Annotated in this window: 25 protein-coding genes; 12 read left to right on the forward strand and 13 right to left on the reverse strand. The window is 49.1% G+C overall.

The genetic code is table 11. The annotated features are described in order from the left end of the window. The 4 genes from gshB to topA all read left to right on the forward strand — a co-directional run bounded on the left by gshB (position 1) and on the right by topA (position 5092). The gene (gene gshB, locus AQULUS_RS01815) at positions 1–945 is read left to right on the forward strand and encodes a glutathione synthase (RefSeq protein WP_456298086.1); all 945 of its coding nucleotides are present in this window, start codon (positions 1–3) and stop codon (positions 943–945) included. Between the two features lie 194 nt (positions 946–1139). After that, positions 1140–2249, forward strand: coding sequence for a DNA-processing protein DprA (gene dprA / locus AQULUS_RS01820; protein WP_148338068.1), 1110 nt, complete (start codon positions 1140–1142; stop codon positions 2247–2249). A 17-nt stretch (positions 2250–2266) separates the two neighbouring features. Continuing rightward, entirely contained in the window at positions 2267–2734 is a 468-nt protein-coding gene (locus tag AQULUS_RS01825) for a DUF494 family protein (protein ID WP_148338070.1), read from the forward strand. 66 nt (positions 2735–2800) lie between these two features. Next, positions 2801–5092, forward strand: a complete 2292-nt coding sequence (gene topA / locus AQULUS_RS01830) for a type I DNA topoisomerase (protein ID WP_148338071.1) — start codon at positions 2801–2803, stop codon at positions 5090–5092. Positions 5093–5204: 112 nt separating this feature from the next. Here the strand turns inward: topA and AQULUS_RS01835 are convergent, their stop codons facing one another. Then, positions 5205–6176: a hypothetical protein gene (locus AQULUS_RS01835; protein WP_148338073.1), complete on the reverse strand. Its 972-nt coding sequence runs from the start codon at positions 6174–6176 to the stop codon at positions 5205–5207. 117 nt (positions 6177–6293) lie between these two features. Here AQULUS_RS01835 and AQULUS_RS01840 point away from each other — a divergent pair, with 117 nt between their 5' ends. The 4 genes from AQULUS_RS01840 to AQULUS_RS01855 all read left to right on the forward strand — a co-directional run bounded on the left by AQULUS_RS01840 (position 6294) and on the right by AQULUS_RS01855 (position 11174). Further along, the gene (locus AQULUS_RS01840; RefSeq protein WP_148338075.1) at positions 6294–7226 is read left to right on the forward strand and encodes a LysR family transcriptional regulator; all 933 of its coding nucleotides are present in this window, start codon (positions 6294–6296) and stop codon (positions 7224–7226) included. 490 nt (positions 7227–7716) lie between these two features. Beyond that, positions 7717–9471, forward strand: a complete 1755-nt coding sequence (gene argS / locus AQULUS_RS01845; protein ID WP_148338078.1) for an arginine--tRNA ligase — start codon at positions 7717–7719, stop codon at positions 9469–9471. A 5-nt stretch (positions 9472–9476) separates the two neighbouring features. Then, a complete protein-coding gene (locus AQULUS_RS01850; RefSeq protein WP_148338080.1) occupies positions 9477–10259 on the forward strand; it encodes an SPOR domain-containing protein in 783 nt (260 codons plus the stop codon). 57 nt (positions 10260–10316) lie between these two features. Further along, positions 10317–11174, forward strand: a complete 858-nt coding sequence (locus AQULUS_RS01855; protein ID WP_197737274.1) for a YicC/YloC family endoribonuclease — start codon at positions 10317–10319, stop codon at positions 11172–11174. A gap of 58 nt (positions 11175–11232) precedes the next feature. Here the strand turns inward: AQULUS_RS01855 and cydP are convergent, their stop codons facing one another. From cydP to AQULUS_RS01875, 4 genes are read right to left on the reverse strand one after another with little or no spacing between them, the layout of a single operon-like run. Next, positions 11233–11511 (reverse strand): cytochrome oxidase putative small subunit CydP, encoded by a 279-nt coding sequence (gene cydP / locus AQULUS_RS01860; RefSeq protein WP_148338084.1) that lies wholly within the window; start codon positions 11509–11511, stop codon positions 11233–11235. Beyond that, the gene (gene icmW, locus AQULUS_RS01865) at positions 11504–11953 is read right to left on the reverse strand and encodes a type IVB secretion system protein IcmW (RefSeq protein WP_148338086.1); all 450 of its coding nucleotides are present in this window, start codon (positions 11951–11953) and stop codon (positions 11504–11506) included. The genes cydP and icmW overlap by 8 nt, the downstream gene beginning before the upstream one ends. A 13-nt stretch (positions 11954–11966) precedes the next feature. After that, entirely contained in the window at positions 11967–12917 is a 951-nt protein-coding gene (locus AQULUS_RS01870; protein WP_148338088.1) for a hypothetical protein, read from the reverse strand. A 27-nt stretch (positions 12918–12944) separates the two neighbouring features. Next, a complete protein-coding gene (locus AQULUS_RS01875) occupies positions 12945–13514 on the reverse strand; it encodes a hypothetical protein (protein ID WP_148338090.1) in 570 nt (189 codons plus the stop codon). 195 nt (positions 13515–13709) lie between these two features. Between AQULUS_RS01875 and AQULUS_RS01880 the strand changes: the two genes are divergently transcribed. Together AQULUS_RS01880 and AQULUS_RS01885 are read left to right on the forward strand one after the other, a co-directional pair. Next, positions 13710–14168, forward strand: a complete 459-nt coding sequence (locus AQULUS_RS01880; RefSeq protein ID WP_148338092.1) for a hypothetical protein — start codon at positions 13710–13712, stop codon at positions 14166–14168. Next, positions 14165–16498 carry a DotA/TraY family protein gene (locus AQULUS_RS01885; RefSeq protein WP_148338094.1) on the forward strand — a complete coding sequence of 778 codons (2334 nt, stop codon included), beginning with the start codon at positions 14165–14167 and terminating at the stop codon, positions 16496–16498. The genes AQULUS_RS01880 and AQULUS_RS01885 overlap by 4 nt, the downstream gene beginning before the upstream one ends. Positions 16499–16640: 142 nt before the next feature. Here AQULUS_RS01885 and dotB read toward each other — a convergent pair whose 3' ends face one another. From dotB to dotD, 3 genes are read right to left on the reverse strand one after another with little or no spacing between them, the layout of a single operon-like run. After that, a complete protein-coding gene (gene dotB / locus AQULUS_RS01890) occupies positions 16641–17780 on the reverse strand; it encodes a Dot/Icm type IV secretion system ATPase DotB (RefSeq protein WP_148338096.1) in 1140 nt (379 codons plus the stop codon). Then, on the reverse strand, positions 17773–18597 hold the full coding sequence (locus AQULUS_RS01895) for a type IV secretory system conjugative DNA transfer family protein (protein ID WP_148338098.1): 825 nt from the start codon (positions 18595–18597) through the stop codon (positions 17773–17775). Before AQULUS_RS01895 ends, dotB begins: the two co-directional genes overlap by 8 nt. Before the next feature lie 16 nt (positions 18598–18613). Beyond that, on the reverse strand, positions 18614–19084 hold the full coding sequence (dotD, locus tag AQULUS_RS01900) for a type IVB secretion system lipoprotein DotD (protein ID WP_172622696.1): 471 nt from the start codon (positions 19082–19084) through the stop codon (positions 18614–18616). Between the two features lie 247 nt (positions 19085–19331). On the opposite strand from dotD, the gene icmT reads away from it, so the two are divergent. Together icmT and AQULUS_RS01910 are read left to right on the forward strand one after the other, a co-directional pair. Beyond that, positions 19332–19574, forward strand: coding sequence for an IcmT/TraK family protein (icmT, locus tag AQULUS_RS01905; protein WP_148338102.1), 243 nt, complete (start codon positions 19332–19334; stop codon positions 19572–19574). 2 nt (positions 19575–19576) lie between these two features. Further along, the gene (locus tag AQULUS_RS01910) at positions 19577–19924 is read left to right on the forward strand and encodes a type IV secretion IcmS family protein (protein WP_232051813.1); all 348 of its coding nucleotides are present in this window, start codon (positions 19577–19579) and stop codon (positions 19922–19924) included. A gap of 61 nt (positions 19925–19985) precedes the next feature. On the opposite strand, the gene AQULUS_RS01915 is transcribed toward AQULUS_RS01910, so the two are convergent. From AQULUS_RS01915 to AQULUS_RS01935, 5 genes are all read right to left on the reverse strand, one after another. After that, positions 19986–21188 (reverse strand): IS4 family transposase, encoded by a 1203-nt coding sequence (locus tag AQULUS_RS01915; protein WP_148338104.1) that lies wholly within the window; start codon positions 21186–21188, stop codon positions 19986–19988. Positions 21189–21611: 423 nt separating this feature from the next. Beyond that, complete coding sequence (locus AQULUS_RS01920; protein ID WP_232051814.1) at positions 21612–22631, reverse strand: NAD(P)H-dependent glycerol-3-phosphate dehydrogenase; 1020 nt, start codon at positions 22629–22631, stop codon at positions 21612–21614. A 22-nt stretch (positions 22632–22653) separates the two neighbouring features. Beyond that, a complete protein-coding gene (gene secB, locus AQULUS_RS01925) occupies positions 22654–23118 on the reverse strand; it encodes a protein-export chaperone SecB (RefSeq protein ID WP_148338108.1) in 465 nt (154 codons plus the stop codon). 22 nt (positions 23119–23140) lie between these two features. Continuing rightward, positions 23141–23395 carry a glutaredoxin 3 gene (gene grxC / locus AQULUS_RS01930; protein ID WP_148338110.1) on the reverse strand — a complete coding sequence of 85 codons (255 nt, stop codon included), beginning with the start codon at positions 23393–23395 and terminating at the stop codon, positions 23141–23143. Between the two features lie 2 nt (positions 23396–23397). Beyond that, complete coding sequence (locus AQULUS_RS01935) at positions 23398–23820, reverse strand: rhodanese-like domain-containing protein (RefSeq protein WP_148338112.1); 423 nt, start codon at positions 23818–23820, stop codon at positions 23398–23400. Positions 23821–23934 lie beyond the last annotated feature (114 nt).

Consider the following 23934-nt stretch of genomic DNA (forward strand, 5'->3'; position numbering starts at 1 on the left):
ATTCAGCTTGGTGTCGTCATGGATCCGATTTCTTCGATCCACTATAAAAAGGACAGCACACTCGCCATGTTGTTTGAAGCACAGGAACGCGGGTGGAATCTGTACTATTTCGAACAGCAAAATTTATTTTTGCGTGACGGAGCGCCTTTTGGGTATGCGCGGCAACTGCGTGTCGCGCAGGATTCCGGGAACTGGTTTGAACTGGGAGAAGCCTCTTTTATTCCATTGTCAGATTTGAATATTATTCTGATGCGCAAAGATCCGCCCTTCAATGAGGAATATATCTATTCCACTTACATTCTCGAGCATGCGCAGCGCCGGGGGGTGCTGGTGGTCAATCATCCGCAGTCTCTTCGCGATGCTAATGAAAAACTGTTTGCCACTTATTTTCCACAATGTTCGCCGCCTACGCTGGTGACGCAATCCAGCGACCTCCTGCGTGCTTTTTGGAAGGAAATGGGAGATATTGTCTGCAAACCCCTGAATACCATGGGCGGAGCATCGGTGTTTCGTTTGCGTGAAAATGAAGTCAATGCTTCGGTTATCTTTGAAACATTGACTCGCAATCAGACTTTTTACATCATGGCGCAGCAGTTTATTCCGGAAATTCGCGATGGTGATAAACGCATATTAATGATAGACGGGGAGCCGGTTCCACATATGCTGGTGCGTGTGCCTCAGGGCGATGATTGGCGCGGAAATCTGGCTGTGGGAGCTAAAGGCATAGTCCGGCCGTTGTCCGAACGCGACCGCTGGATTTGCTCCCAGGTAGGACCGGTTTTGCGTGATCTCGGTTTGTATTTTGTAGGCATTGATATCATTGGTGATTATCTGACTGAAATCAATGTCACCAGCCCCACAGGCATAAGGGAAATCGACGCGGGCGCTAAAACCAATGTCAGTGCCATCCTGATGGACGCACTGGTCAAACGATTAAATCAATAAGTGCGCGATACGGCGCTTATTCGCCATCCGGTTTATCCATGCTGCGGAGAGTATTCATCTCATGCGCTAACGCAGCGGACACAGGATTGAGGATGTGCAGCTCTCCTTAATCCCATTGCGCGGGTTTTCGATTCATTCAGTTTGTTTCCCTCTCTGATTTCAAACTCTTTTAACATCACGAAGGTCATTATGATATGAGTTCTCAATATTTGCGTTACTGGCTTGCATTACTGCAGTTACCGGAAGTTGGCCCGCGCACGGCCTTGCGCTGGCTAAAGCAATTTTCTGACATTCAAGCCCTGTTTCATGCGTCAGCGGATGAAATGCGCCATAAGGGCTTGTCCGAACGGCATAGCAAGGCATTGAGCCGGATTGACTGGGATCAGGTCGACAAGGAGCTTGCTTGGGGAAACCAGTCGGGTTGCCATATTATTGCGTTGGATGATGCTGATTATCCCGATTTGCTGAAAGAAGTCGCGGATCCGCCCCTGGTTTTATACGCGCACGGTGACAAGACAGTCCTGAAGCAGAGACAAATCGCTGTGGTTGGGTCACGCAACGCCACGCCCGGCGGAGTAAAGAACGCCGGATTTTTCGCAAAAGTGCTGGCAGAGTGCGGCTGGGCAGTGACTAGCGGTCTGGCTTTGGGGGTGGACGGAGCAAGCCACCGCGGCGCACTGGCTGCAAATGGAGTGACTATAGGCGTGGCGGGAACCGGATTGAATCATGTTTACCCGCGTACTCATCGTGCGCTGGTGGAAGAAATCGTGCAGAAACGAGGTGTCGTGGTTTCAGAATTTCCCTTGGATGTGCCGCCCAGGGCGGCAAATTTTCCCCGACGCAACCGCATTATTGGCGGATTGAGCCTGGGCGTGCTGGTGGTGGAAGCCGCGCTGAAAAGCGGGTCACTCATTACGGCGCAGCATGCGCTAGAGCAAGGCCGGGAAGTCTTTGCAATACCGGGATCTATCCATCATCCCTTATCCCGCGGTTGTCACCATCTCATCCGGCAGGGCGCCAAACTGGTAGAATCAGCCGAGGATATATTTGAAGAAATGCGCGGGCTGATGTCGGATGTCCGCAGGCCTGGCGAGAACAGCCAGGCGGGCAACAGAGAAGGGCTGGATGGGCTTTGCAGGGAAATCCTTGAACAAATCGGCTATGAAATCACACCCCTGGATGTGATACTATGGCGCAGCGGATTGACGGCGGGCGAAGTTTCCTCCATTCTTTTAACATTAGAATTAAAGGGTTATATTCAGTCCGTTCCTGGAGGATATGTCCGCGAAATTCTTAATCTGTAAGGTGGGCCAGCAACACTATGTTTGAAGTATTAATGTATCTATTTGAAAATTATATGGATGGGAGCGTAGCCCTGAATGCAGACCAGGATACGATAGTCAGCGAACTGGAACAGGCGGGGTTTAGCCGGAATGAAATTGGACGTGCCTTGGATTGGCTTGATGGATTAAACAGGGTTCAGGAAACTGTTCAATCCGGTCCTCAATTTACCCCTCATGCCATACGCCACTTTGCTTTGGAAGAAAGCGAACGTCTTGGCCTCGAAGGAAGGGGGTTTCTGCTTTACCTCGAGCAGTTGAGCATTTTGGATCCAATGACGCGAGAAATCGTCATCGACAGGCTAATGGCATTGGATAATCGCGAAGTGGATTTGGGCCGGATTAAATGGGTGGTTTTGATTGCTTTATTCAATCAACCCGATAAAAAATCAGCACTTTCACTTCTCCAGGATATGATCTTGTCGGATGCCTTTGATGTCCTGCATTAACCTTATCCTTCAAAATTTAGGCTATATTCTCTAGATAGAACATTTTTCTAAGGAAGATGTACACTCATGACTAATCTTGTCATTGTTGAGTCGCCTGCAAAGGCAAAGACGATCAAGAAATATCTGGGTTCCGATTTCAATATCGTCGCGTCCTACGGGCATGTCCGTGATTTGCTGCCCAAGGAAGGAGCGGTCGATCCCAGTCACGATTTTGCCATGCGCTATGAATTGATAGAAAAGAATGAAAAACATGTCGCGACCATAGTCAGCGCCATGAAAAAAGCCGATGCCTTATATCTCGCGACAGACCCTGACCGTGAAGGGGAAGCTATTTCCTGGCATATTTATTCCATTTTAAAGGACAAAAAAGCGCTGGGTAAAAAGCCGGTGCATCGTATCGTGTTCCATGAAATCACAAAATCCGCTATCAAATCCGCGGTGGATCATCCGCGGGAAATTTCCATGGAACTGGTAAACGCTCAGCAGGCGCGCCGGGCCCTGGATTATCTGGTAGGGTTTAATTTGTCTCCGTTGCTATGGAAAAAAATCCGTTACGGTCTTTCTGCCGGGCGCGTGCAAAGTCCCGCCCTACGCATGATAGTCGAGCGTGAAGAAGAAATAGAAAAATTTGTCACACAGGAATACTGGGACCTGGAAGCGGCGCTGGAAGCAGAAAGGAAAACTTTTGCCGCCAAGCTTACAGTTTATGAAGGCAGCAAGCTGGAACAGTTTTCCATCACCAATGAAAAGCAGGCGGAAGACATCAAGAAACATTTGCTCAAGGCGGCGAAGGGCGTCTTGCGTGTCGTGAAAGTGGAAAAGAAACAGCGCAAACGCAATCCGGCCGCACCGTTTATCACTTCCACCTTGCAGCAGGAAGCGGCGCGCAAACTGGGTTTTGCCGTTCAGCGCACTATGCGCATCGCGCAACAGCTCTATGAAGGCGTGGAACTGGACTCCGGGTCTACAGGGTTGATCACTTACATGCGTACCGACTCCGTCAATCTCGCGCAAGACGCGATTAATGAAATTCGTGATCTGATCGCCGAGCGTTATGGCAAGGACAATGTGCCTGCTGAAGCGCGTGTTTACAAAACCAAATCCAAAAATGCCCAGGAAGCTCACGAAGCGATTCGTCCCACTTCTGTGCTGCGCACGCCGGAATCCGTGAAAGCCTTTTTGTCGCCGGAACAATTCAAGCTTTATGATTTGATCTGGAAACGCACTGTCGCTGCGCAAATGATTTCGGCGACCATTGATACGTTGACACTGGACATGGCGGCGGGAGAAAAAAACCAGTTCCGCGCGACAGGCTCGGTTGTGATCGATCCGGGCTATATGCGCGTTTACCAGGAAGGCACGGACGACAAACCCGAGGAGCTGGGGGATGAGCATTTGCTTCCGCAATTACAAGAGGGGGATGAGGTCAAGCTGCATGATATTGCTTGTAACCAGCATTTTACAGAACCTCCTCCGCGTTATTCGGAAGCCACGCTGATCAAGGCGCTGGAAGAATACGGCATAGGCCGGCCATCAACTTATGCGGCTATTGTCTCCACCCTGCAGACCCGCGAGTATGTTGTGCTGGAAAACAAGCGGTTTCGTCCAACCGACATCGGGCGCATTGTCAATAAATTCCTGACGCAGTATTTTACCCGTTATGTGGATTACGGATTTACCGCCCAGCTGGAAGACGAGCTGGATGAAGTATCGCGCGGTGAAAAGGAGTGGGTGCCTTTGCTGGAGCAATTTTGGGATCCGTTCAAGCACCAGGTTGATAATATTCTAGAAACCGTCAAGCGCAAAGATGTTACTCAAGAACTGCTGGATGAGAAATGTCCCCAGTGCGGCAAACCACTATCTATCCGGCTGGGCAAGCGCGACCGCTTTATCGGCTGCACAGGATATCCTGATTGTTCCTATACCCGGGCCGTGGAAGAAAAGCCGGAAGAAGCTTCGCAAGATGCTGAAATCGTGGAAGGCCGGCAATGCCCCGATTGCGGCGGCGACCTCAAGATCAAGCATGGGCGCTTCGGAAAATTTATTGGCTGCGGCAATTATCCCAAATGCAAGCATATTGAATCACTTAACAAGCCGGCTGAGACAGGCGTGGAGTGCCCCGAGTGCAAGCAGGGGAAAATCGTGAAACGGCAGTCGCGCCGCGGCAGGATTTTTTATTCTTGCTCGCGTTATCCGGATTGCAAATATGCCATCTGGAATGAACCTGTTGCGCAAAGCTGCCCCAAGTGCGCCTGGCCTATTCTGACCATCAAGAAAACCAAGAAACGCGGCACCGAACTGGTTTGTCCGCGCCAGACTTGTGGTTTCGTCAAGCAAGTGGAAGATGTTCCCGAATAAACCTGGTCGTGCCGGTCGGGCTGCTGGCCTGGCGTGAACGCAGATAAAAAGCCGCGTCCTTAGGGACGCGGCTTTTCTGTTGATGAGATCCGTGGATTACGGGCCAAGTGTATTATTGAGATGAATTGAGGCGTAATCTGCCTTGTGTTGGTGTGAGCGCTTCTTGGTGGTCATAATCTGTCAGTAACGCAGTGGTTTCATCTCTTTGACCGGGCAGACTGACGGGTGCGGTCGGTTCCCTGTGTGCCGGCTGCGAGACGGATCTGTTACGTAAATCTTCTTCAGTGACACCCAGGCCTTTTGCGATGGTCAGTGAATTTCCGGGCGAGGAAGTCGGCCGATAGTCATGCTCATGCTGATGGTCTGCGCTTTCTTCCACATCGCGGGCCGCGGCTTGTTGCCGTCGGGCCGCCCTGGACTGTAAGTAACTGCTGACACCTCTATATACAGCATAGCCGGCGCCAAACAGGCCAACAGCAAGACCTACGCCTGCTACGACAGTTTTGCCTAATAAAAACACGCCGGCAACGGCGGCGGTGGCGACGACACCCGCGATGGCCGCGATCGCGTTACCAGCCGCCATGGAACGGTATTTCGCTTTTTTCTCCGGCTCGCTTTTACCGACGGATTTTCCCAGGTAATACATGGCGGCGCCAGCGTGATAAACAGTTTTCGCTGCCATGACAGTTGTGAAGATGATGGGAGTGGCAACGGCAAACAACGTGGTGGCGACGAGTGAACCCACTACTGCGGTGGTAATGGCAGCCGCTGCGACGGTTTCGACGCCGGCATGCACCAGTGTTCTGGTTTTGCCGCCGCTTAAATAGGCTTCTCTCCATGCCAGTGCAGCAGTAATGAGGCTGGCCGCGGCTGCGATGGGGAACAGGAAGTATTTGCCGGTTTCTTCAAGGAATTTATGTAAAAACGATTTTAAAAACAGGGCATAGATTGCCGCCAGGTCCAGCGATTCAAAAAAGCTAACCAGGGCAGACCATCTGCGGTTATTTTCTATGGACTCCTGCGTTTTTGCCTTGTTAAATTCTTCTAATTCAATTTCGGTGACTTCGGGTGCAGATCTAAACATAGCTTCCACTCCTCTCGTTTCGTGTTACGGGATACTTGAGAGAACATCTTATATCTTTTACAAATAGTAAAAAATATGTAAAATATAAAAATATATTTTACTAATTGGATATAATAAATGAGTATATTAGATGATACGGTCATATTTGCCGCCATTATTCAGCAAGGGGGATTCAGCCGGGCCGCCAAATACCTGGGATTATCAAACGGCTTGATCAGCCGCCGGATTGCCAAATTGGAAACAGACCTGGGTGTGACCTTGCTAAAACGCACCACTCGCCAGATTCAGTTGACACCCGAAGGTGAATTATTCTGGCAGCATGCGCAGCGCATACAGCAGGAAATGGATACGGCGGTGTGTTTGATCCAGTCATTGGCTGAAAAACCTAGGGGAGAAATACGGATCAGTGCTCCACAATATTTTGGCAGGCATTACCTGATGCCTATCATCATCAAGTTTATGCATAATTTCAGCAATATTCATGTCGACGTGCTGTTGTCAGATATCTACCTGGATCCCATGAAGGAAAATATTGATTTGCTTATTCGTGGAGCGGGTTATTTTGAAAAAGAACTCAAAGATAGCAGCATGAAGACCAAATTGCTGCTCAAACAAAAAATACGCATGTTTGCGAGTGTCGATTACCTTGGAAAATTCGGTGAACCCAGAACTGCGCAAGAGTTAACGCATCATTCCATTCTAGGTCATCTGCATGAGGCGCGTCATCATGAGGATGAAGTGTGGACTTATCGTGACAAGGGCAAGAGCTTGAGCATCAAGCTGAAGCCGAAATTTCACAGCAATGACGTCGAGAGCAGAATGGCTGCCTGCCTGGGAGGGCACGGGATTGGCAAATTTACAGATCTTGTTTACATCAGCGAGCAGACACAATCACAAGCTCCCTTAAAATCCATCTTGCAGCAATATGACTGGGGAAATTTTCAGCTTTATGCGATTTACTCGCAACAGCACGCACTGCCTAAGCGCACGCGCCTGCTGCTGGATTTCATCAGCGCCCATACTCAAAATATCCAGGACAAGCTTACTTGATGTGATTTTGGGCGTAAAAAAAGGCGGCACTTTATCAGTACCGCCCAAACATGCTCAAATCAGGTCAGGCAATCCATGCCAAAATACCGTCCCTGAACACACAAAACGAGGAGTGGTTGCACAAGTCCTTTTTTGCGAGAGTAGTCAATCCGTGACTACGAGACCCAGTATACCGAAACAGATTTTTGCGTGCTATTTTAAATCAACAAGTTACTCGTAAGCCTATGTATTTTCCATGTCCCTGGCCTGTAGGATGAGAAATTTGATAATTATTTTTAATCAATGAGATAAATGAAAAAATGGGGAAAGCTGTGTACGGCTCTGGATGCAGGCAGGGTCAATATCTGATTAATCATGTAAGCAATTACTCACATAATTTTCAGCTATATTCTTAAATTCTTTTTCGCTTCTTGCAACTTCTTGTTAAGAAGGGATAATAAAGCATTCACTATTGGCCTGGCCCTTTTAATCAGGAAATTTAATTAAAACTATGAAACAGCATATTGAAACACTCATACATGCAGCGCTTAAAACACTGCAAGAGAGCGGCGACCTTCCGGAAATACCTTCTTTTGTCCTGGTTGAGGGAACGAAGGATAAGCAGCATGGCGATTTTGCCACCAATATTGCTTTGGTGATGGCGAAATCCGCGCAAAAAAAACCCCGTGAGGTGGCTGAGCGAATCATGAAAGCCTTGCCTGCGTCGCAATACGTGCGCAAAACCGAAGTCGCCGGACCGGGTTTTATCAATTTCTTTTTGACGCCGGATGCCTTGTCTTCCGTTGTCGCCGTCATATTAAAAGAAAAGGAAGCCTATGGCCGCAGTAAAATCGGCAGGGAGAAGCGTGTTCTGGTCGAATTCCTGTCATCCAATCCCACCGGGCCGCTGCACGTAGGCCACGGCCGCGGCGGGGCTTTTGGAGCGGTCGTATCAAATCTGCTTGATGCTGTCGGATTCAAAACCTACAGGGAATATTACGTGAATGACGCCGGCCGGCAGATGGATATCCTGACCGTGAGTATCTGGCTGCGTTACCTGGCCTTATGCGGAGAACAGATTGTTTTTCCGGCAAATGCTTATCGCGGCGACTATGTGATTGATATTGCCAAGGCCATCCATGGAATTCACGGCAGCCATTTTTTGGTACCAGCCAGTCAGGTTTATGCGGGGCTGCCGCCGGATGAACCGCAGGGCGGCGACAAGGAAATCTATATTGATGCCATTATAGCGCAGGCTAAACGTCTGCTGGCTGACCAGTATGAAACAGTCTTTACATTGGGCCTGGATAATGTGTTGGGCGATATCCGTGAAGATCTGGCTGAGTTTGGCGTGCATTATGACAACTGGTTTTCCGAACGGGAATTTGTCGCGACTGATGTGGTGGACAAACTGCTGGAAAAATTGAAAGACAGTGGACATGTCTATGAAAAAGACGGTGCGTTATGGTTTCGTTCCACTGACTTCAAGGATGAAAAAGACCGGGTGCTGGTCCGTTCCAACGGTCAACGGACGTATTTCGCCAATGATGTGGCCTATCATCTCAGTAAATTTGAGCGTGGTTTTGATATCGTGATTGATATTTTTGGCGCTGACCATCATGGATATGTTCCGCGAATGAAAGCCGCCATGGAGGCATCCGGAATTAACCCCGAACGCTTGCTGCACCTGTTATTGCAGTTCGTCACGCTCTACCGCGGCGGCTCACAGGTGCAAATGTCCACACGCAGTGGAACGTTTGTGACATTGCGCGAATTGCGCGAAGAAGTCGGCAATGACGCGGCCAGGTTTTTTTATGTCATGCGTAAAAGCGAACAGCATATCGATTTTGACCTGGATCTCGCCAAAGCCCAGTCTAATGAAAACCCGGTATATTATGTGCAATACGCTTATGCGCGTATTTGCAGCGTATTCAAGCAGCTGGCGGAACGGCAGCTGCTTTTTGATGAAGCCAATGGGGTGTCTCATCTGAATTTGCTGACCCAGCCCCAGGAACAGCAATTATTAAATGCCTTGTCGCGTTATCCCGAGGTGATTACCAGCGCGGCTCTTCAATACGAACCGCATCAGTTGACCAATTATGTGCGTGATCTCGCTGCCGACTTTCATGCATACTACAATTCTCACCAGTTTATCGTGGAAGAAGCATCATTGCGTGATGCGCGGCTGGCGCTGGTTGCGGCAACCCGGCAAACATTGTTAAATGGATTTAATCTATTGGGGATTTCAGCACCTGAATCAATGTGAGCAAAATGAAAAAGGACTTTGCAAAAAAAAGACTGGCTGTCAGACCGGCAAATCGCGCGGAACGTACGCTGCGGTATTGGGCGACCGCATTTGTTGTTGTTTTGCTCATTGCGGGCGGATCGGGTTTTTATGTTTCCCGGCAGCATCCTGACTGGGCTGGCATACCACGGCTTTCATCGGCTTTCACACAAATGCAGGCCTGGGTCGTCGAACGTAAAAGCCGTTTGAGTCGCGATATTAAAAAGGTCCGGCAATTGGCGGCCAGCAAGCAGGAACCGCAGGCCATACATTTCGAATTTTATACGGAACTGCCAAGCATGAAAGTACCCGTGCCGGTGGTTGAGAAGGGGCAGGACGCGGTTGTTCCGGTATCAGTAACCTCGGTTGGAACAGGGAAGTCTGTCAGCGCTGGTACTCAGGAAAGTTCGGCCCGGCGGCTGAACCATGCTGCTGCCACAGCGCAGGTTGCAGAGAGAATGCCCAGGCCGCAGACGGGGGCAGCCATATTCAATGCGGAGCAGTTACACCGCGAACTCACTGAAGAGTTCAGCCAGAAAAAATATATCATCCAGCTGGGTGTTTTCAAAAATGCCGATGCGGCTGAGCGCTACCGCCAGTCTCTTGCAGTATCGGGTTTGACAGCCAGCGTGGTCAAAACCAGACTCTCTGGCAAGGCTATTTTCCGTGTGCAGTCAGGCCCATTTTTGAGTATGAACCAGGCAAAAGAGGTTCAACGACAGTGGCAGAGAAAAAGCGTGAATGGAATTGTGCGCCGGGTTGAATGGTGAATCGGGCCCTGGTAAGGGCTGGCATATAACCAAGAGAGAAAACAAATGATTTATAGCATGACAGCTTTTTCGCGTGTGCAAAGCCAGGGGCAGTGGGGAAGCCTGGTATGTGAGATGAGATCCATCAATCATCGATATCTGGAGGTTGGCATACACGTGCCCGAGATGTTCCGTGTGCTTGAAATGCCCATGCGTGAATTGATACGCCAGCATATCAAGCGCGGAAAGATAGAATGTGTCATGCGCTATCAGACTAGCCCGGAAGCGGAACACTCGGGGCTGGAAGTGAACACTCTTCTGGTCAAGCAGTTATGCGACGCCAGTGAGAAGATCGCAGGATTTTTGCGAGACGCAGGGCCAGTGTCTCCCGTTGATATATTACGTTTTCCCGGTGTCATTGAGACGCGTGAAGCGGACATTAAAACGCTGCAGGATGAAATATTTCATGTACTGAACCTGGCGCTGAAAGATTTGATCGCGGCGCGTGCCCGCGAAGGAGAGGAATTGAAGCATTTGTTTTTACAGCGTATGGATTTAATTCAGCAGCAACTATCAAAAGTGCGTGAACGGCTTCCGCAGGTCATGCAGGAGCAGCAGGACAAGATGCTCAAACGCTTTGCTGATGTGAAACTGGAGCTGGATTCAGGCAGGCTGGAACAGGAAATGGTGATTTTCGCCCAGAAGATAGATGTGGCGGAAGAAATCGACCGGACTGATACGCATGTCTCGGAAGTCAGGCGCGTGCTCAAACAGGGCGGGTTGGCTGGCCGAAGACTGGATTTTTTACTGCAGGAATTAAACCGGGAAGCCAACACGCTGGGGTCCAAGTCTGTTGATCCGGTGTTGACACACGCGGCTGTGGAAATGAAAGTATTAATCGAGCAAGTCAGGGAGCAGGTACAAAATATCGAATAAAGCGAATGCAGTGTGCAGGTTCTCTCATTGCGAGTCTATGCAGGCGCGGTCCCTGTCATTATATGGATGTGGATGAAATGTAATGGTCCACCAGTTTTTGTGTTTTTAACAAGTCAGGATCACGATGTGAAAAAAACAATCCCCATAAAAGAAAAAGAGCCAGTATTTTGAGAGCCACGACCAGGGTGATTTCCTTGCGATAATGGGTTTTTGAAAGAAACCGAATCATGCAAGAGAGCAATCCGGCCGACGTGTTCATTAGTGACATTGCTTTCGTGCGCGCCTCTGTGGATGATTTCGTCACGGTTTCCTCCGGATGATGGGGGATATCAGGCATGTTCCTGCTCAAGGACTTTTAATACCAGATTAAATCTTTCTGTGGAAAATACTCTCGCCAAAAGACGCAGTCGTTCAAAAACAATATTTCGCCTGAGGAATAATCCAGCCATGGTATTGTCCGGCGTATTGTTTTCTTCCGCATACATGAGCAATTTGGAGGCAGAGCCCGGGTCAATCGTGTCGATTGCCTGCAACAGACGTAAAATTCGCGAAGTTTTAATATGCGATGACAGCGTGATGAACTGGTCTTCCTTTCCCAATTCAAAACTGGTCAGCTGGTCCAGTGTTTCACCCAGTTTATTCAGGGATTGCTCAAGGGCCGGCGTACCATCCAGGGTAAAATCTTCCGCAGTTTCCATGAATGAGATGACCCGGTAAATCATCGGGTCATCATAATTTTTCCAGAATTCATGCGAAGACGTGAGATCTAATTTTGGCATGTCTAATGATACCTTATGGGGTGGGTTGTTTACCTTGTGCGTTGGATACCAGCATGGTTTCATTCAATGAGTTGTTGGCGATGAGCACGGCATTGGTCATGACCTGGGCAGTGACCATCTGGTTCTGGGTTTGAAGCATCTGGGTGAGCAATACAAAAATCTGGGACTGGTATAACAAAAGTTGTCTGAGCACAAACCCTATGCTCTCGGAGCTCACTTGTGCGAACCAGTCTTTGGGGTCAGAAGCCTGTTTGATTAACTGGGCTTGCAAGGTGGTGAACTGGTCTTTTTCGAGATACTGTTTGGATAAAATATATGCGCCGAATGACTCTGCCGATGTGACGGTATTAAAGTAGCTTTGATATCTGGCCTGTGATTCTTTCTTGCCTTGCCAGTTGCTGCCAGGGAGCATATGGTAAATATTCATGCCGCTGGCGTTACGCACATAGTTCAAGGCAAAATCAATTTTGTTGGTTGTTCCTGCTTGTTGCTGCTGCCGGGGATCTTTTGCGAAATACGGTACGCCCAGCAGGGAGGAATACACGAGATCATTTGCATACCACAGGGTGGATGACGTTGCCAGATTGGTGGGGGTGGCGGTTCCGTTATTCACGCTGAAAACATTGTTGCCGTCATTATTAAGCAGATAGGCGTTTAATGCCGGCTGCAAAAGCAATTGTGCGCTTTGATCGGTAATCAGCATGTTGCCAAGGTTGGTGAACGAACCTTGCATGGCAACCGTTGGCGCGGAATCATCCTGGCTCATCCAGGCGGTGATGAATGCATTGAGGCTTTGCAAATAAGTGGGAAGATCATTCACTTTCTGCAGGGTGTTATAAGTGTTTTCGGCAATCTGCTTCAGGTATTCATCATTTTGTGCTGCCGCTGGCGTGCTGCCAAGAAAGCTGACAACAGTCATGGATCCCACCAGAACAAAAAATCGTTTCACTTCATTGACACGCATGCGAGTCGCTCCTTTCTGTCGATTCCATTAGTATTTAATGTTCCATCCGCCTGAGTTGCCAGATGAAGTATTGGATGTTCCTGTCTCTTTCGCAGTTCCAAAATTTCCAAAACCCGTATAAGGTTGTGATGCGGTATTGGCAGGTGTGGAAGACGCGCCTGCGGGCGCAGCCGTGCTGGCGGAAGTGCCAGAGCCGGATAATGCCGGAGCAGATGGGGTGGCGGTGCCGGTTGCTGGTGCCGCAGCCGTTGCAGGAACAGAAGGGACGGCGGCAGGCTGGGGCGTGGAAGTGGTCTGCGTTTGTGTGCTGCCAGCGGCGGGCGGGGCGGCGACGGCCGGTTTTTGCGAAAGCTGTTGTGCGGCTTGCTGGGAGACGTTGTTCAGGTTTTGCTTGCCCAGGCTGTTGACCAGGCTCTTATATTCATCTGGCGACATAGGTTTAATGGGCGCAGCGGGAGCGGCTGGCGCAGGCTGGGATGAGGTGGTGGAGTTACTGCTGCTTCCAAAATTGAAAAATGACTGTGCTATGCTCGGAGAAGCTGCAAAAAAAGTGAGTGCGAGCAAACCGCACATCATTTGGCGGGCGAAAATCGGCATAGCTTGACTCCAGCATTTAAATGAAATTTCCTATCTGACATCACTTCCACACTCCGAGCATACATCATTCTAGATAAATAGATAAATCAATGCGTTATAATTTCACTTTTCCTCACTTCCTTTTGCCCGGGAGCAGTTGTATTTAAGAATAATATAATATAATAATAGTATAGCATTAGCTGAGGATGCAATTAGATGGCTGTCCGTGACATTTTCAGAATTTCATGGAGAACATTCTTCAATCCCGCGGGTTGGATAGATTATGAAGGTCTAAAAAACCAGAACATAACCATCTACAATACGCTGAGGGCTTTATTTACAAGAGCAACGCCCGGCCGGCAGGAAACCTATGAAGAAGCCATGAAGCGCCTGGGCGTGAGTGATGAAGAAGCCCAGAAAACCGCTTCAGCCTACAGGATGTATGCTCTTTGTTTCTTCATTGTTGGGCTTTGTATATTTGTCTATGCATTTTATCTCTTGTTCGGCGAGTTTGTGATCACGGGGTGGCTGTTGGGGCTGGCCGCGTCTGCATTATGTTTTGCACAAGCGTTCAAATTTGATTATTGGGCTTTTCAAATACGTCAAAGAAAGCTGGGAGTCACTGTTTCAGAATGGAGTCGCAGTATTCTGGGTGATAAAGGTGCTTCCACATGATAAATCTTTTTCAGGTTGCTTCTGATGACGCGTCGCTTGATTATCTTTCACAAATTTTCGGAAGTGTGAGCGGTGTTATTGGGTCAGGCGGCCAGATTACCATCCTGAGCACCATGTTCAAGACTTTCAACTCAGTCATTCTGACTGTAGCAGTTTTAATGCTGGTTTATATCACGATTATTGGTGTCATTGGGACAGCTCATGAAGGCGAGTTCATGGGCAAGAAAATGAATAATATCTGGATACCCATACGCTCGGTGCTGGGCATAGCCTTGCTGGTTCCTACAGGGGCGGGTTATTGCGGCATCCAGATCATCATGATGTGGGTTATTGTGCAAGGCATAGGCGCGGCAGATACCTTGTGGAATACAGCCCTGAGTTATGTCAGCAATGTGGGCAGCGTTTATGGGCAAGTGAAAGTTCCCGGCGTGAATGCTTCCCAGACTCTCGGGGGATTGTTCCAGGGACTGGTTTGCGATGCCAGTTCCCGAAAAGCTGACCCTGCAAATGTGGGGAATTATTATTGTGTATCCAACGGCGGCTGCGGCGGTTCAGCGCCTGCGTTTAATCCCAGCGCGACGACGTATTCCATGGGTCCTAACGGTGCTTGCGGATCCATCACCTATTGCAACCAGGCAACCGCTTGCGCAGGTGACAGCAATTCATTGAAATGTCTGGCCTGTCAGGCCCAGACTACCGCTCTGGCAGCCATCATTCCCACCCTGGGCGATATTGCCCAGCAACTAGTGAATGCGGACTATTCTTACCGGGATTTTTACGCAAACTCATGGAACAAGCAAAATAACGCCTCATGGAACTGGATTTACAGCTATTGCGCGAGTCCGACCAACCAGGATGGAAGCAGCAAGGCCATCATTCCCAAAACCCAGTGCTGTGTCAAAGGAAACAATCCTTTTGCTTCTTGCCAGGCAACAAGCAGCAATATGCCTGATGTCAATACCCCGACTGGTACTGGCGGTGCCATACAAAGCCCCAGTGCTGCGGCGGTACAAAATGTCTACTGGCCGTACTGGCCGCAGCTGGGCCCCAGTCTCGGATTGAGCGAAAATTTCGTGAAAGTGGCGACCAATTATTATCTTGATTTGGCAAACGGCGCGGTATCGACTTACATCGCGGCCCAGGGCAACAATTCCAGTGATTTCTCCGGCCTGTTATCCAATGCATCCAACAAGGGCTGGATTTATGGCGGCGGTTTTTATTATGAAATTGCGCGCATGAATAGTGACAACCTGAAATCTTCTATTCCGGATCTGACCTGGAATGCGCCGGATATGAGTTCATCCGCCATGAAAGACTACCGCAATAACTTCACGGCGGCAAAGACCCTGGAATCGGTGGCTGCGGGAAATTATTCTCAAAGCGCGAGCAGCAGCGGTCAAAGCGCGGCGGGTGAAGTGGCGAATGACGTGATGGGTTCCGTCACGGAAGCCTTTACCGCGACAGTAACGGCGGGAGGAACCAATCCGCTGATTCTCATACAGGTTTTTGGTGTCCTCATGCTTATCATCGCGGAAATCATGTTCGTGGTGGTTTTGGTCGTGTTATTCGCGATTGGTATTTCCGGTAATATTGACGTCTTTGCTCTTGGCACCGGCGTGATTGATCCTTTAGGCCCCATGGCGAGCCTGGTGGCCATGTTTGTGATTCCAGGTATTTATGCGGCATTTGCAGTCCTCATTACCCTGGGCGGCTTGCTGGGCATTTATACGCCTTTAATTCCCTATGTTTATTTCACCTTCGGCGCCATAGGCTGGATGATATCGACGGTTGAAACCATGGTGGCGGGTCCGCTGGTGGCATTGGGTGTGATCAGTCCCAGTGGTCATCATGAAATTCTGGGCAAGGCCGAGCCGGCGCTGATGCTGCTCTTTAACGTTTTCCTGCGGCCTTCGTTAATGATATTCGGATTGATATCCGCCATGCTGCTCGCAGTCGTGGTCGTGACCATGATTAATGAAACATTTGCTTATGTCGTGCTTGCGTTTGTTGAAACCGGAGCGGTGGATCCCCTGTCTTTAATCCTGATACTGTCGGCGTATGTAGGCCTGATACTGGCTGCCTTAAACAAATGCTTCGCAGTTATCAATGTCATTCCTCAGCAAGTCATGCGCTGGATTGGCGGCCAGGGTGAAGGCGTGGAAGCGCCTCTGCAGGAAATCAAGGGCGGCATACAGGCGACTGGCGGCAAAGCGGGCGGCGGTATGGAATCGACCACCAGAGGTACTGCCAAAGACTTTGCCAAAGGCAAGCAGAAAGCTGAGGCGGATGCGAACAAAACGAGTGTGGGCGCGGGCGACAAGAAAGACTAATCCAAAGACTAATCCATTTTACTTTCCTGCAGTAAATGACTACACAGTGCGTGTGGTTTTTTTTACGCTATCAAAACCATTTCTTGTTTATAAAGGGCGTTGCCTGTGACAGTGTCACAGGCAACAATTGACACCGTTGGCATCAAATCGCGCCAGCGTCTTTTTCCTCCCGCTTGGCTTGCTCGGCAATCAGGCGGTATTGGCGTTCGCTGATTACCCCGGCCTGGAATTTTTCCTGGGCATCGGCTTCCATGGTGCGGCCGTGTTCTCTTACCAGTTTGCGCACCACGTTGGTGATATTAAGCACATCAGTATCCAAAAGAATATCACGGATTTTTTCGTCAAAAATAAGGTATTCGCGCAAGGCGACACGCTTGCCTTCAACGGTGGGCACCAGGCGCTGCGAGATGATCAGGCGCACGGTTTCAATGATGTCTATGGTCCGTCCTTGCCGTTCCTCGGGTGGAAACGTGATGACGAGACGGCGCATGGTTTCGGCAACGCCGTTACTATGCAAAGTGGTATAAACCGGATGGCCGGTCATGGCGGCTTCCATCACCGCGCTGATGGTTTCAGGATCGCGGGCTTCACCCACGAGTATCAAGCGGGGTTTGCGGCGCAGCGCGTTGCGCACACCTGCGGCGAAGCTTGGAAGATGGCGGGGAATTTCAGACTGGCTGACCACGCTGGATACTTTTTCCACGTTATCAAACACGAATTCAATCGGCGCTTCATAAGTCAGAACCTTGCGGTTGCTCTCCGCGTCTTCGGTAATGCTGCGTATGATGGCCGCGAGTAAAGTGCTTTTGCCGGATCCGGTTGCGCCGGTCACATAGACCACACCTTGCTCGGGCGCGATGGCCTCCAATACTTCTTTGGACAAGTTCATGCTGTCCAGTTTGGGCGGATCAGTGGGAATGGTACGCGCCGTGATCTGAATGCCGTCGTGGCCCTCAACTTGGCAGCCGGTGCCGTTGATACGAAAACGGTAACGATCAGAGCGGTTGGGGCGTATTTCGTAATGCGTGTCTATATCTTTGCCTGACATGATCAAGGTGGTGGCGTTAGGGCCGTACATGGCGTTCAGTACTTCACCGACTTCTGTATTGGACAGACGGCGGCGGGTGATTTTTTTCAGGCGCCCAAAAATTTCAGCGATAATGGGTTCCCCGGTCTGGAAAGTGATATCTGACGCGCCAAGTTTCACACAATGAATCAGAATGTCATTGGTGGATTCAATGGTCAGTCTGACGGGTTCTTGCGGGAAAAGGAAATCACTCATTGTTTTTCACCACTATGGCTTTCCAGCCTCTACTATTGGTTTGCAGTTTCGGCAGCTCAACGATGCGCAATACCTGGTCGTTGATCCGCATATCCGAGCCATTACCCGTAACACCCAGTTCGGTGCGGGCGACAAAGGGCGGGCTGATCATTTTTTCCTGTAGTAACTTTCGATATAACACCATTCCGCTGTAATCTCTCTTCAGGCGAGCGAGGTTTTGCTGGAAGATACTGTAGGATTGAGCAATCCCTTTTTCCCACCCCATGCGCACGCCTTCTTTCCAGATTTTTTGTTCATAACTGTTGCGCGGCAGCAGGGATTTGTCAGGCAGTTGAGGCTTGGAAAAAGTCAGCCATAAATATTCCCGCCAGTTTGGCGGTGTTGTTGCAAAGCGCGCCTGTTTGACGATTTTATATGTCCGGTCTGCAACCCGAATCGTGTTAGGGTCGTCCAGATTCAGGCTGTTGTCACCCACTTCCAGCACGGGCGGAATCACGCCATGGCTCAATACCATGGCATTGAAATTAAAAATGGTATCTAGGTATTTTCTATCCTGGTTCATGCGCGAATTAATCTGATCGGATGCCCAGGCCAGGCCGCCTTGTGCGCCTATGCTCATGGCGGAATCCTGCAGTGATTTGATTCTGAGGCTGCTCAATTGGGTCTTGGAAGCGGAGGGATTCAGCGGATCAACACGTACTTTTTCCAGTTGAGACAGGTTGGCGGTATCAACATTATCCAGATTCTGCTGACTCTGCGCGCAGCCGGCGAGCATGATGAGAATAAAGATGCTGAGAAGGACACACTTCCTGTTCATGCGGCCTCAATCCAAGTTAGTTTTTCGCATAACGCAATTCAATCACACGGGTCTCTGGATAAATTACCACAGTTGCGCGTCTTCCGCACTGATACCCGACATCTCTCAGGATATCACCCAGCATGACATTTTTTGAATACACGGTGACTATCACCGGAATGGCAGGTGCGGTACCCAATACGCGCAGACGATAATTAGACGCCACAGCCATCTGCTTGAGCAGGGGTTCGACCGGGCCTGACCAGTCTACGGTTGTCAGTCCGGCCATGCCGTAGGTTGCGGGACTGGGCGGAGGCGCAAGTGCCGGCAGCGGATGGGCTGCCTGTGCGGTTTCCGCTAGGTCAACCACGGAGCGGCTGACTGAATAGGATGCTTCGGCAAGTGATGCTTCACTTTTGCTGACATCGTAACCTTGCGGCGGTTTGGGTGCGGCACACGCGCACAAGAGAAGAGACAGAAAGGTGACAATACCAATTTTGTGATTCATGTTTGACGATTTCCCTGTAATTCGCATCTCATCCTGACGCTGTTCATTCATGACAAACATGGTATAACGACATTCAAGAAAATTGAACATTTTTTCTTAAAATATCTAGTTTTCAAGGCATTGAAGCAAGACGGCCAGGCAAAGTCAAGACAAAAGTCATGCCGCCTTTGCGGCGGCCGGCCAGACTTTGGGGCTATGCAATAGACAAGGAGTTTAGTTAGAATGAAGAAAGATGAAGGAATAATCTATGGCTCATTGGCGTGACTCGGCAAGAAATGTCAGGTTTTTCATTATTGACTATCGGGCGACGTTTCCCTTGCTTATTTTCTTGCTGCATATTCGACTGTGGACTTTTATTTTTGCGATCATTGCCACAGTGTTTTTCAGTTTGCTAGAACGTTTCGGTTTTACCGTCGCAGTATTTATGCGCTGGCTGCGTGCATACGTAGCGGGCCCGCGCAAGATCGCTCAACCATGGTGGAAAAATTAATCATGCCCAGTTTAGATGTATCCCAGCAAATGATTAAAATAGCCCGTATCATGAATGCGCAATTCACGCTGAATGGCCGGCCCATGACAATGGAAGAAGTGTTTTCCTATACCGGATTGCTGCCGGGAATCGCGCGCAGGGCTGACCAGTTAAGTTCATTGTGTCTGGGATATGGCATAGGCGTGACTTTCGAAGAAGCGGAAGGTTCTGCCCTGGGTGTCAAAGTCATATTTGATGATATTACCCCCAATGTTTTAAGACTGCTTTGTCTGACCGATGTGTTAAATGAACTCATGAAGGGTACGCCGCGCGGCGAACCTGCCCCGTTAGACCAGCTGTTATACGATTGATTCACGCAGTGCCGTCCTTCGAGACGGCACTGCGTGCCTCCTCAGGGTCTGAACGCTCCCCTCAAAATTGCCGTTCCATTATATTGAGGTCTGAGGGGATAATGATATTTTTAATTGCATTCTCTATTTCTGAGGTTTTAATTTGGAAATATGTCGACTTCAGGATGATTGCCCCTAAGTAAGATAATGACAATGTTCGTTTTTTAGAGGTGTTGGATTGGCATTTTAAATGCCATTTTTTTTGTTCCGCCATCACCCCTACCGACCACACAATGAAATTTACAATGGCAGCGATTAGCATGAGTGCGTTTAATCGCCGAACACTTCTGGTTAATGTGTTTTTAAAGCTAAAACCATATTTGTTATTTTTCATGTCCCGGAAAGATTCTTCAATTTGCATCCTAAAGGAATATAATCGAACAATCTGCTCAGGATTAAAGCTGTTTTTAGGTAGTGAGCTTGCCAACACCCAGGGTTCTTTTTGGCCTTTAGCAAACGCCTTGCTATAACTTCCCCGCTTAATAGCCCCCTTTTTTGTTTTCATTTTCCTGCCTTTGATCTTTTTCCTTATGCTATACAAATCACATATAATTGCTTTGTTATGACTCTTTTTGCATAAGAAAACAGTTCCATGATGTGTAGGCTTTAAAGTGGCTATTTTGTGTAGGGACTTACAAGGGAAACTTTTTCCATCGGCGGTAGTATAATGCTTATCTTGACGAATTCTGCCAATAAAATCCCACTTTTGCTTCTTTACCAAATGGAACCATTTATTATGAAACCCAGCATCACTAATAAGGATGACATGTCCTTTCTCTTCAGGTAAAACCTCATTCAATTTCTCTAAAAATATCTCATATATCTGACTTAACGTCCCGTTCCTATAAGCCATTTCAAATAAAGTAAATCCTCGGCCATCAAGTGCAAGCGATGCCCTTATGAGTTGAAATTCACTATCCGCAGTTAAACAACTAGTATCAACAAGAATGGGGCACCACCCTGTTTTAGGCACAACTTTTTCCGCTAACGCTTTATAGAAACAACCTCTATGTTCTTCTAGGGTTGGATTGGAAACTAACCGGTCAACACGTTTGATAGCGTGCTTGTCCGGTGTTTTGCTAGCAATTGCCCTACCTAACGCTGTCACACTTAACTTTTTTGCTTTAAGCAAACCATCACAGGTGATGGTTAACGTATCTAGTACTTTTTTATGCAAGAATGAAGATTCTTGCATAAATTTATGTAATAATTTTTTCCCTTGCATAGTGAGGTTTCCATATTCTTGGTCGAATTTGGATTTTAACTTCACTATGCAATTTTTCTACTCTTTGTTTTTATGGTTTTTATGAGAAATTTTGAGGGGAGCGTTCAGCCTCAGGGTGAACGGGTACGTTGTCATGCCAGCATGTTTTTAGCTGGCATCCAGAAATATTCAAAAAGCCTGTATCCCTGCTTGTGCCAGACCCTTCGAGACCTCAGGGTGAACGGCGGTGAAATTCCGTTCGTGGTGAGGAGCCGCGTTAGCGGCGTCTCGAACCATGAACCCCGGTTCTGGTTCCCGCTTGCGCGGGAATGACGAGAAGGTGCGGGAATCCATCCGCGCGAATCCGCGCAGCGGGTGAAGCGCCCCTGCCGTTCACTGATGGAAGTGACTAAACATTTCTGCGTATGAAACGGAAGAGTGTTCTCAGGATGACAACAATTCGCTTTTAGCTGACCGAGCCAGAAGAATGGAAATGGCGTCTTTTGCGCTGAGTTTGTTTTGCAATATCTGCCAAACGGTTTCACAAATAGGCATATCTATGCCGTGCCGCTTGGCAAGTTTGGCGATTAATTCCGCGTTGCGCTTTCCTTCCACCACCTGGCCTATTTCTTTTTCAGCTTCCAGCAAATCGCGGCCTTTACCCAAGGCGAGCCCCAGGCGGCGGTTTCTTGACTGGTTGTCGGAGCAGGTGAGGATCAGGTCACCCAGGCCGGATAAGCCGACAAAGGTTTCCAGTTTTCCACCCAGTGCGGTGCCCAGGCGTATGATTTCAGCAAGACCCCGGGTGATGAGAGCGCTGCGGGCGTTGGAACCCAGCTCCATGCCGTCTGAGATGCCGGTTGCGATAGCAATGACATTTTTAGTTGCACCGCCCACTTCTACCCCTGTGACATCATCACTGGTATAGATGCGGAATATGGGGCTGTTAAAGCGTTGCATCATGTCAGCCAGCAAAGGTTTGTGGTGACTGGCGATGACGACTGCGCAAGGCAGCCCGGCCGCGACTTCACGCGCGAATGACGGTCCGGAAAGAACCGCGAAGGGGCGCTGGCGAGTAAAAATTTCTTCAGCGACTTCACCCAACAATTGTCCGGTATCCGTATCCAGGCCTTTTGCTGCGCAAGTGATACGCACATGCGGCCCAATCAGAGGCTTGAGCATGGCAAGCGTATGCCGAAAACCAGCGGAAGGGACCACGACAATAACATCTTCCACTCCGCTAACGGCTTCCTCAAGATTAGTCATGGGGTGGATCTGGTCAGGCAGAGAAAAGCCAGGCATGTAACGGTTGTTTGCCTTGTCAGTGATCATGGCAGTGATTTCCGACTCTTCAATACTCCAGATCCTGACAGTCTGGCCGCGCCGGGCCAAATAAAGCGCCAATGCCGTGCCCCACGAACCGGCACCTAGAATTGCGATGGGTTTCAGCTGCTGACCTTCCACGTCAATATCCTTATCTGATTGCCTAATTTGCTTTTTGCGTGCCTTCCTTGCCTTGCTGCTCCATGTGCTGGGCATAGAGCGCGTCGAAATTGACGGGCGCCAGGATCAGTTGAGGAAAACCGCCGCGCACAACGGTGTCGGATACCACTTCGCGTGCGTAAGGGAACAGAATATTCGGGCAAAAGCTGCCAAGCATCTGGTGCAATTGATCATTGGGGAATCCATTGATCATGAATACGCCTGCCTGATGTACTTCGATCAGGAAAGCTGTTTTTTTGCCGGTGCTGACGGTCGCAGTGATGGATAAGACAACTTCATGCATGTTGTCCTGAATGCGGTTGCTTTTGGTTTCCAGGTTTAATGAAACTTCCGGCTTCCATTCTTCAACGAAAGTGTGCGGAGTATTCGGCGCTTCGAAAGACATGTCCTTAACGAAAATGCGCTGAATTTCAAATTGAGGCGAGTTGGTTTCATTGGTTGATTGCATAGTAAGAAGCCCTTTATTTTGATTACGAATTTAATAAGCCATCGAGTTTACCCGACTTTGCCAAAGCGGCAAGGTCGTCGTAGCCACCGACAGGTTGGTCATTGATGAAAATTTGTGGAACAGTGCGCCGGTTGCTAAGGTGAATCATTTCATCTCTTTTATCCGCATCGAGGTCAATGCGGATTTCCTCAAAAGCAATATTTCGTGCGGCCAGCAATTCTTTCGCCAAGCGGCAGTAAGGACAATGATCCTTGGTATAGACAATGACCTTAGCCATCTTTACTCCTTAATCAAAGGCATTTGTGCCTCGTTCCAGGCACGTATTCCGCCGGTGAGAGAATAGGCATTATAACCCTGTTTCAATAATAACGCGGCTATTTTTTGTGATTCACTGCTGGAATTGGCGACAATAACAAGCGGCCGGGCACGGAATTTCTCAAGTTTTTTGGGGTTTTGCAAGATATCCTGCGGCGGCATGGATACGGCATCAATGATATGTCCTGCGCGAAAAGCGTCTTGCTGCCGCACGTCAATGACCGCAGCATTTTCGCGGTTAATCAAGTGTGTGACTTGAGACGGGCTGATATTGAACACGTTGCGCTTCGCGCGCATGAGTTCCAGGAGTATGAGTAATATCAGGACGATGGCTGCAGCGAGGCTGAGCAGCGGATGCTGGGCAATGAAAGTGGTCAAATCTTGCATGACGATACCTATTATAATATTAAAATTTACACCGCGCAGGTTGCCGCGGACACCTTCTCAACAGGTTCCCGGGCAAGGGGTGGCCCAAAGTCAGAGGTGTTAGTGAAATACCAG

This window comes from Aquicella siphonis, assembly GCF_902459485.1.
Classification (GTDB): Bacteria; Pseudomonadota; Gammaproteobacteria; order DSM-16500; family DSM-16500; genus Aquicella; species Aquicella siphonis.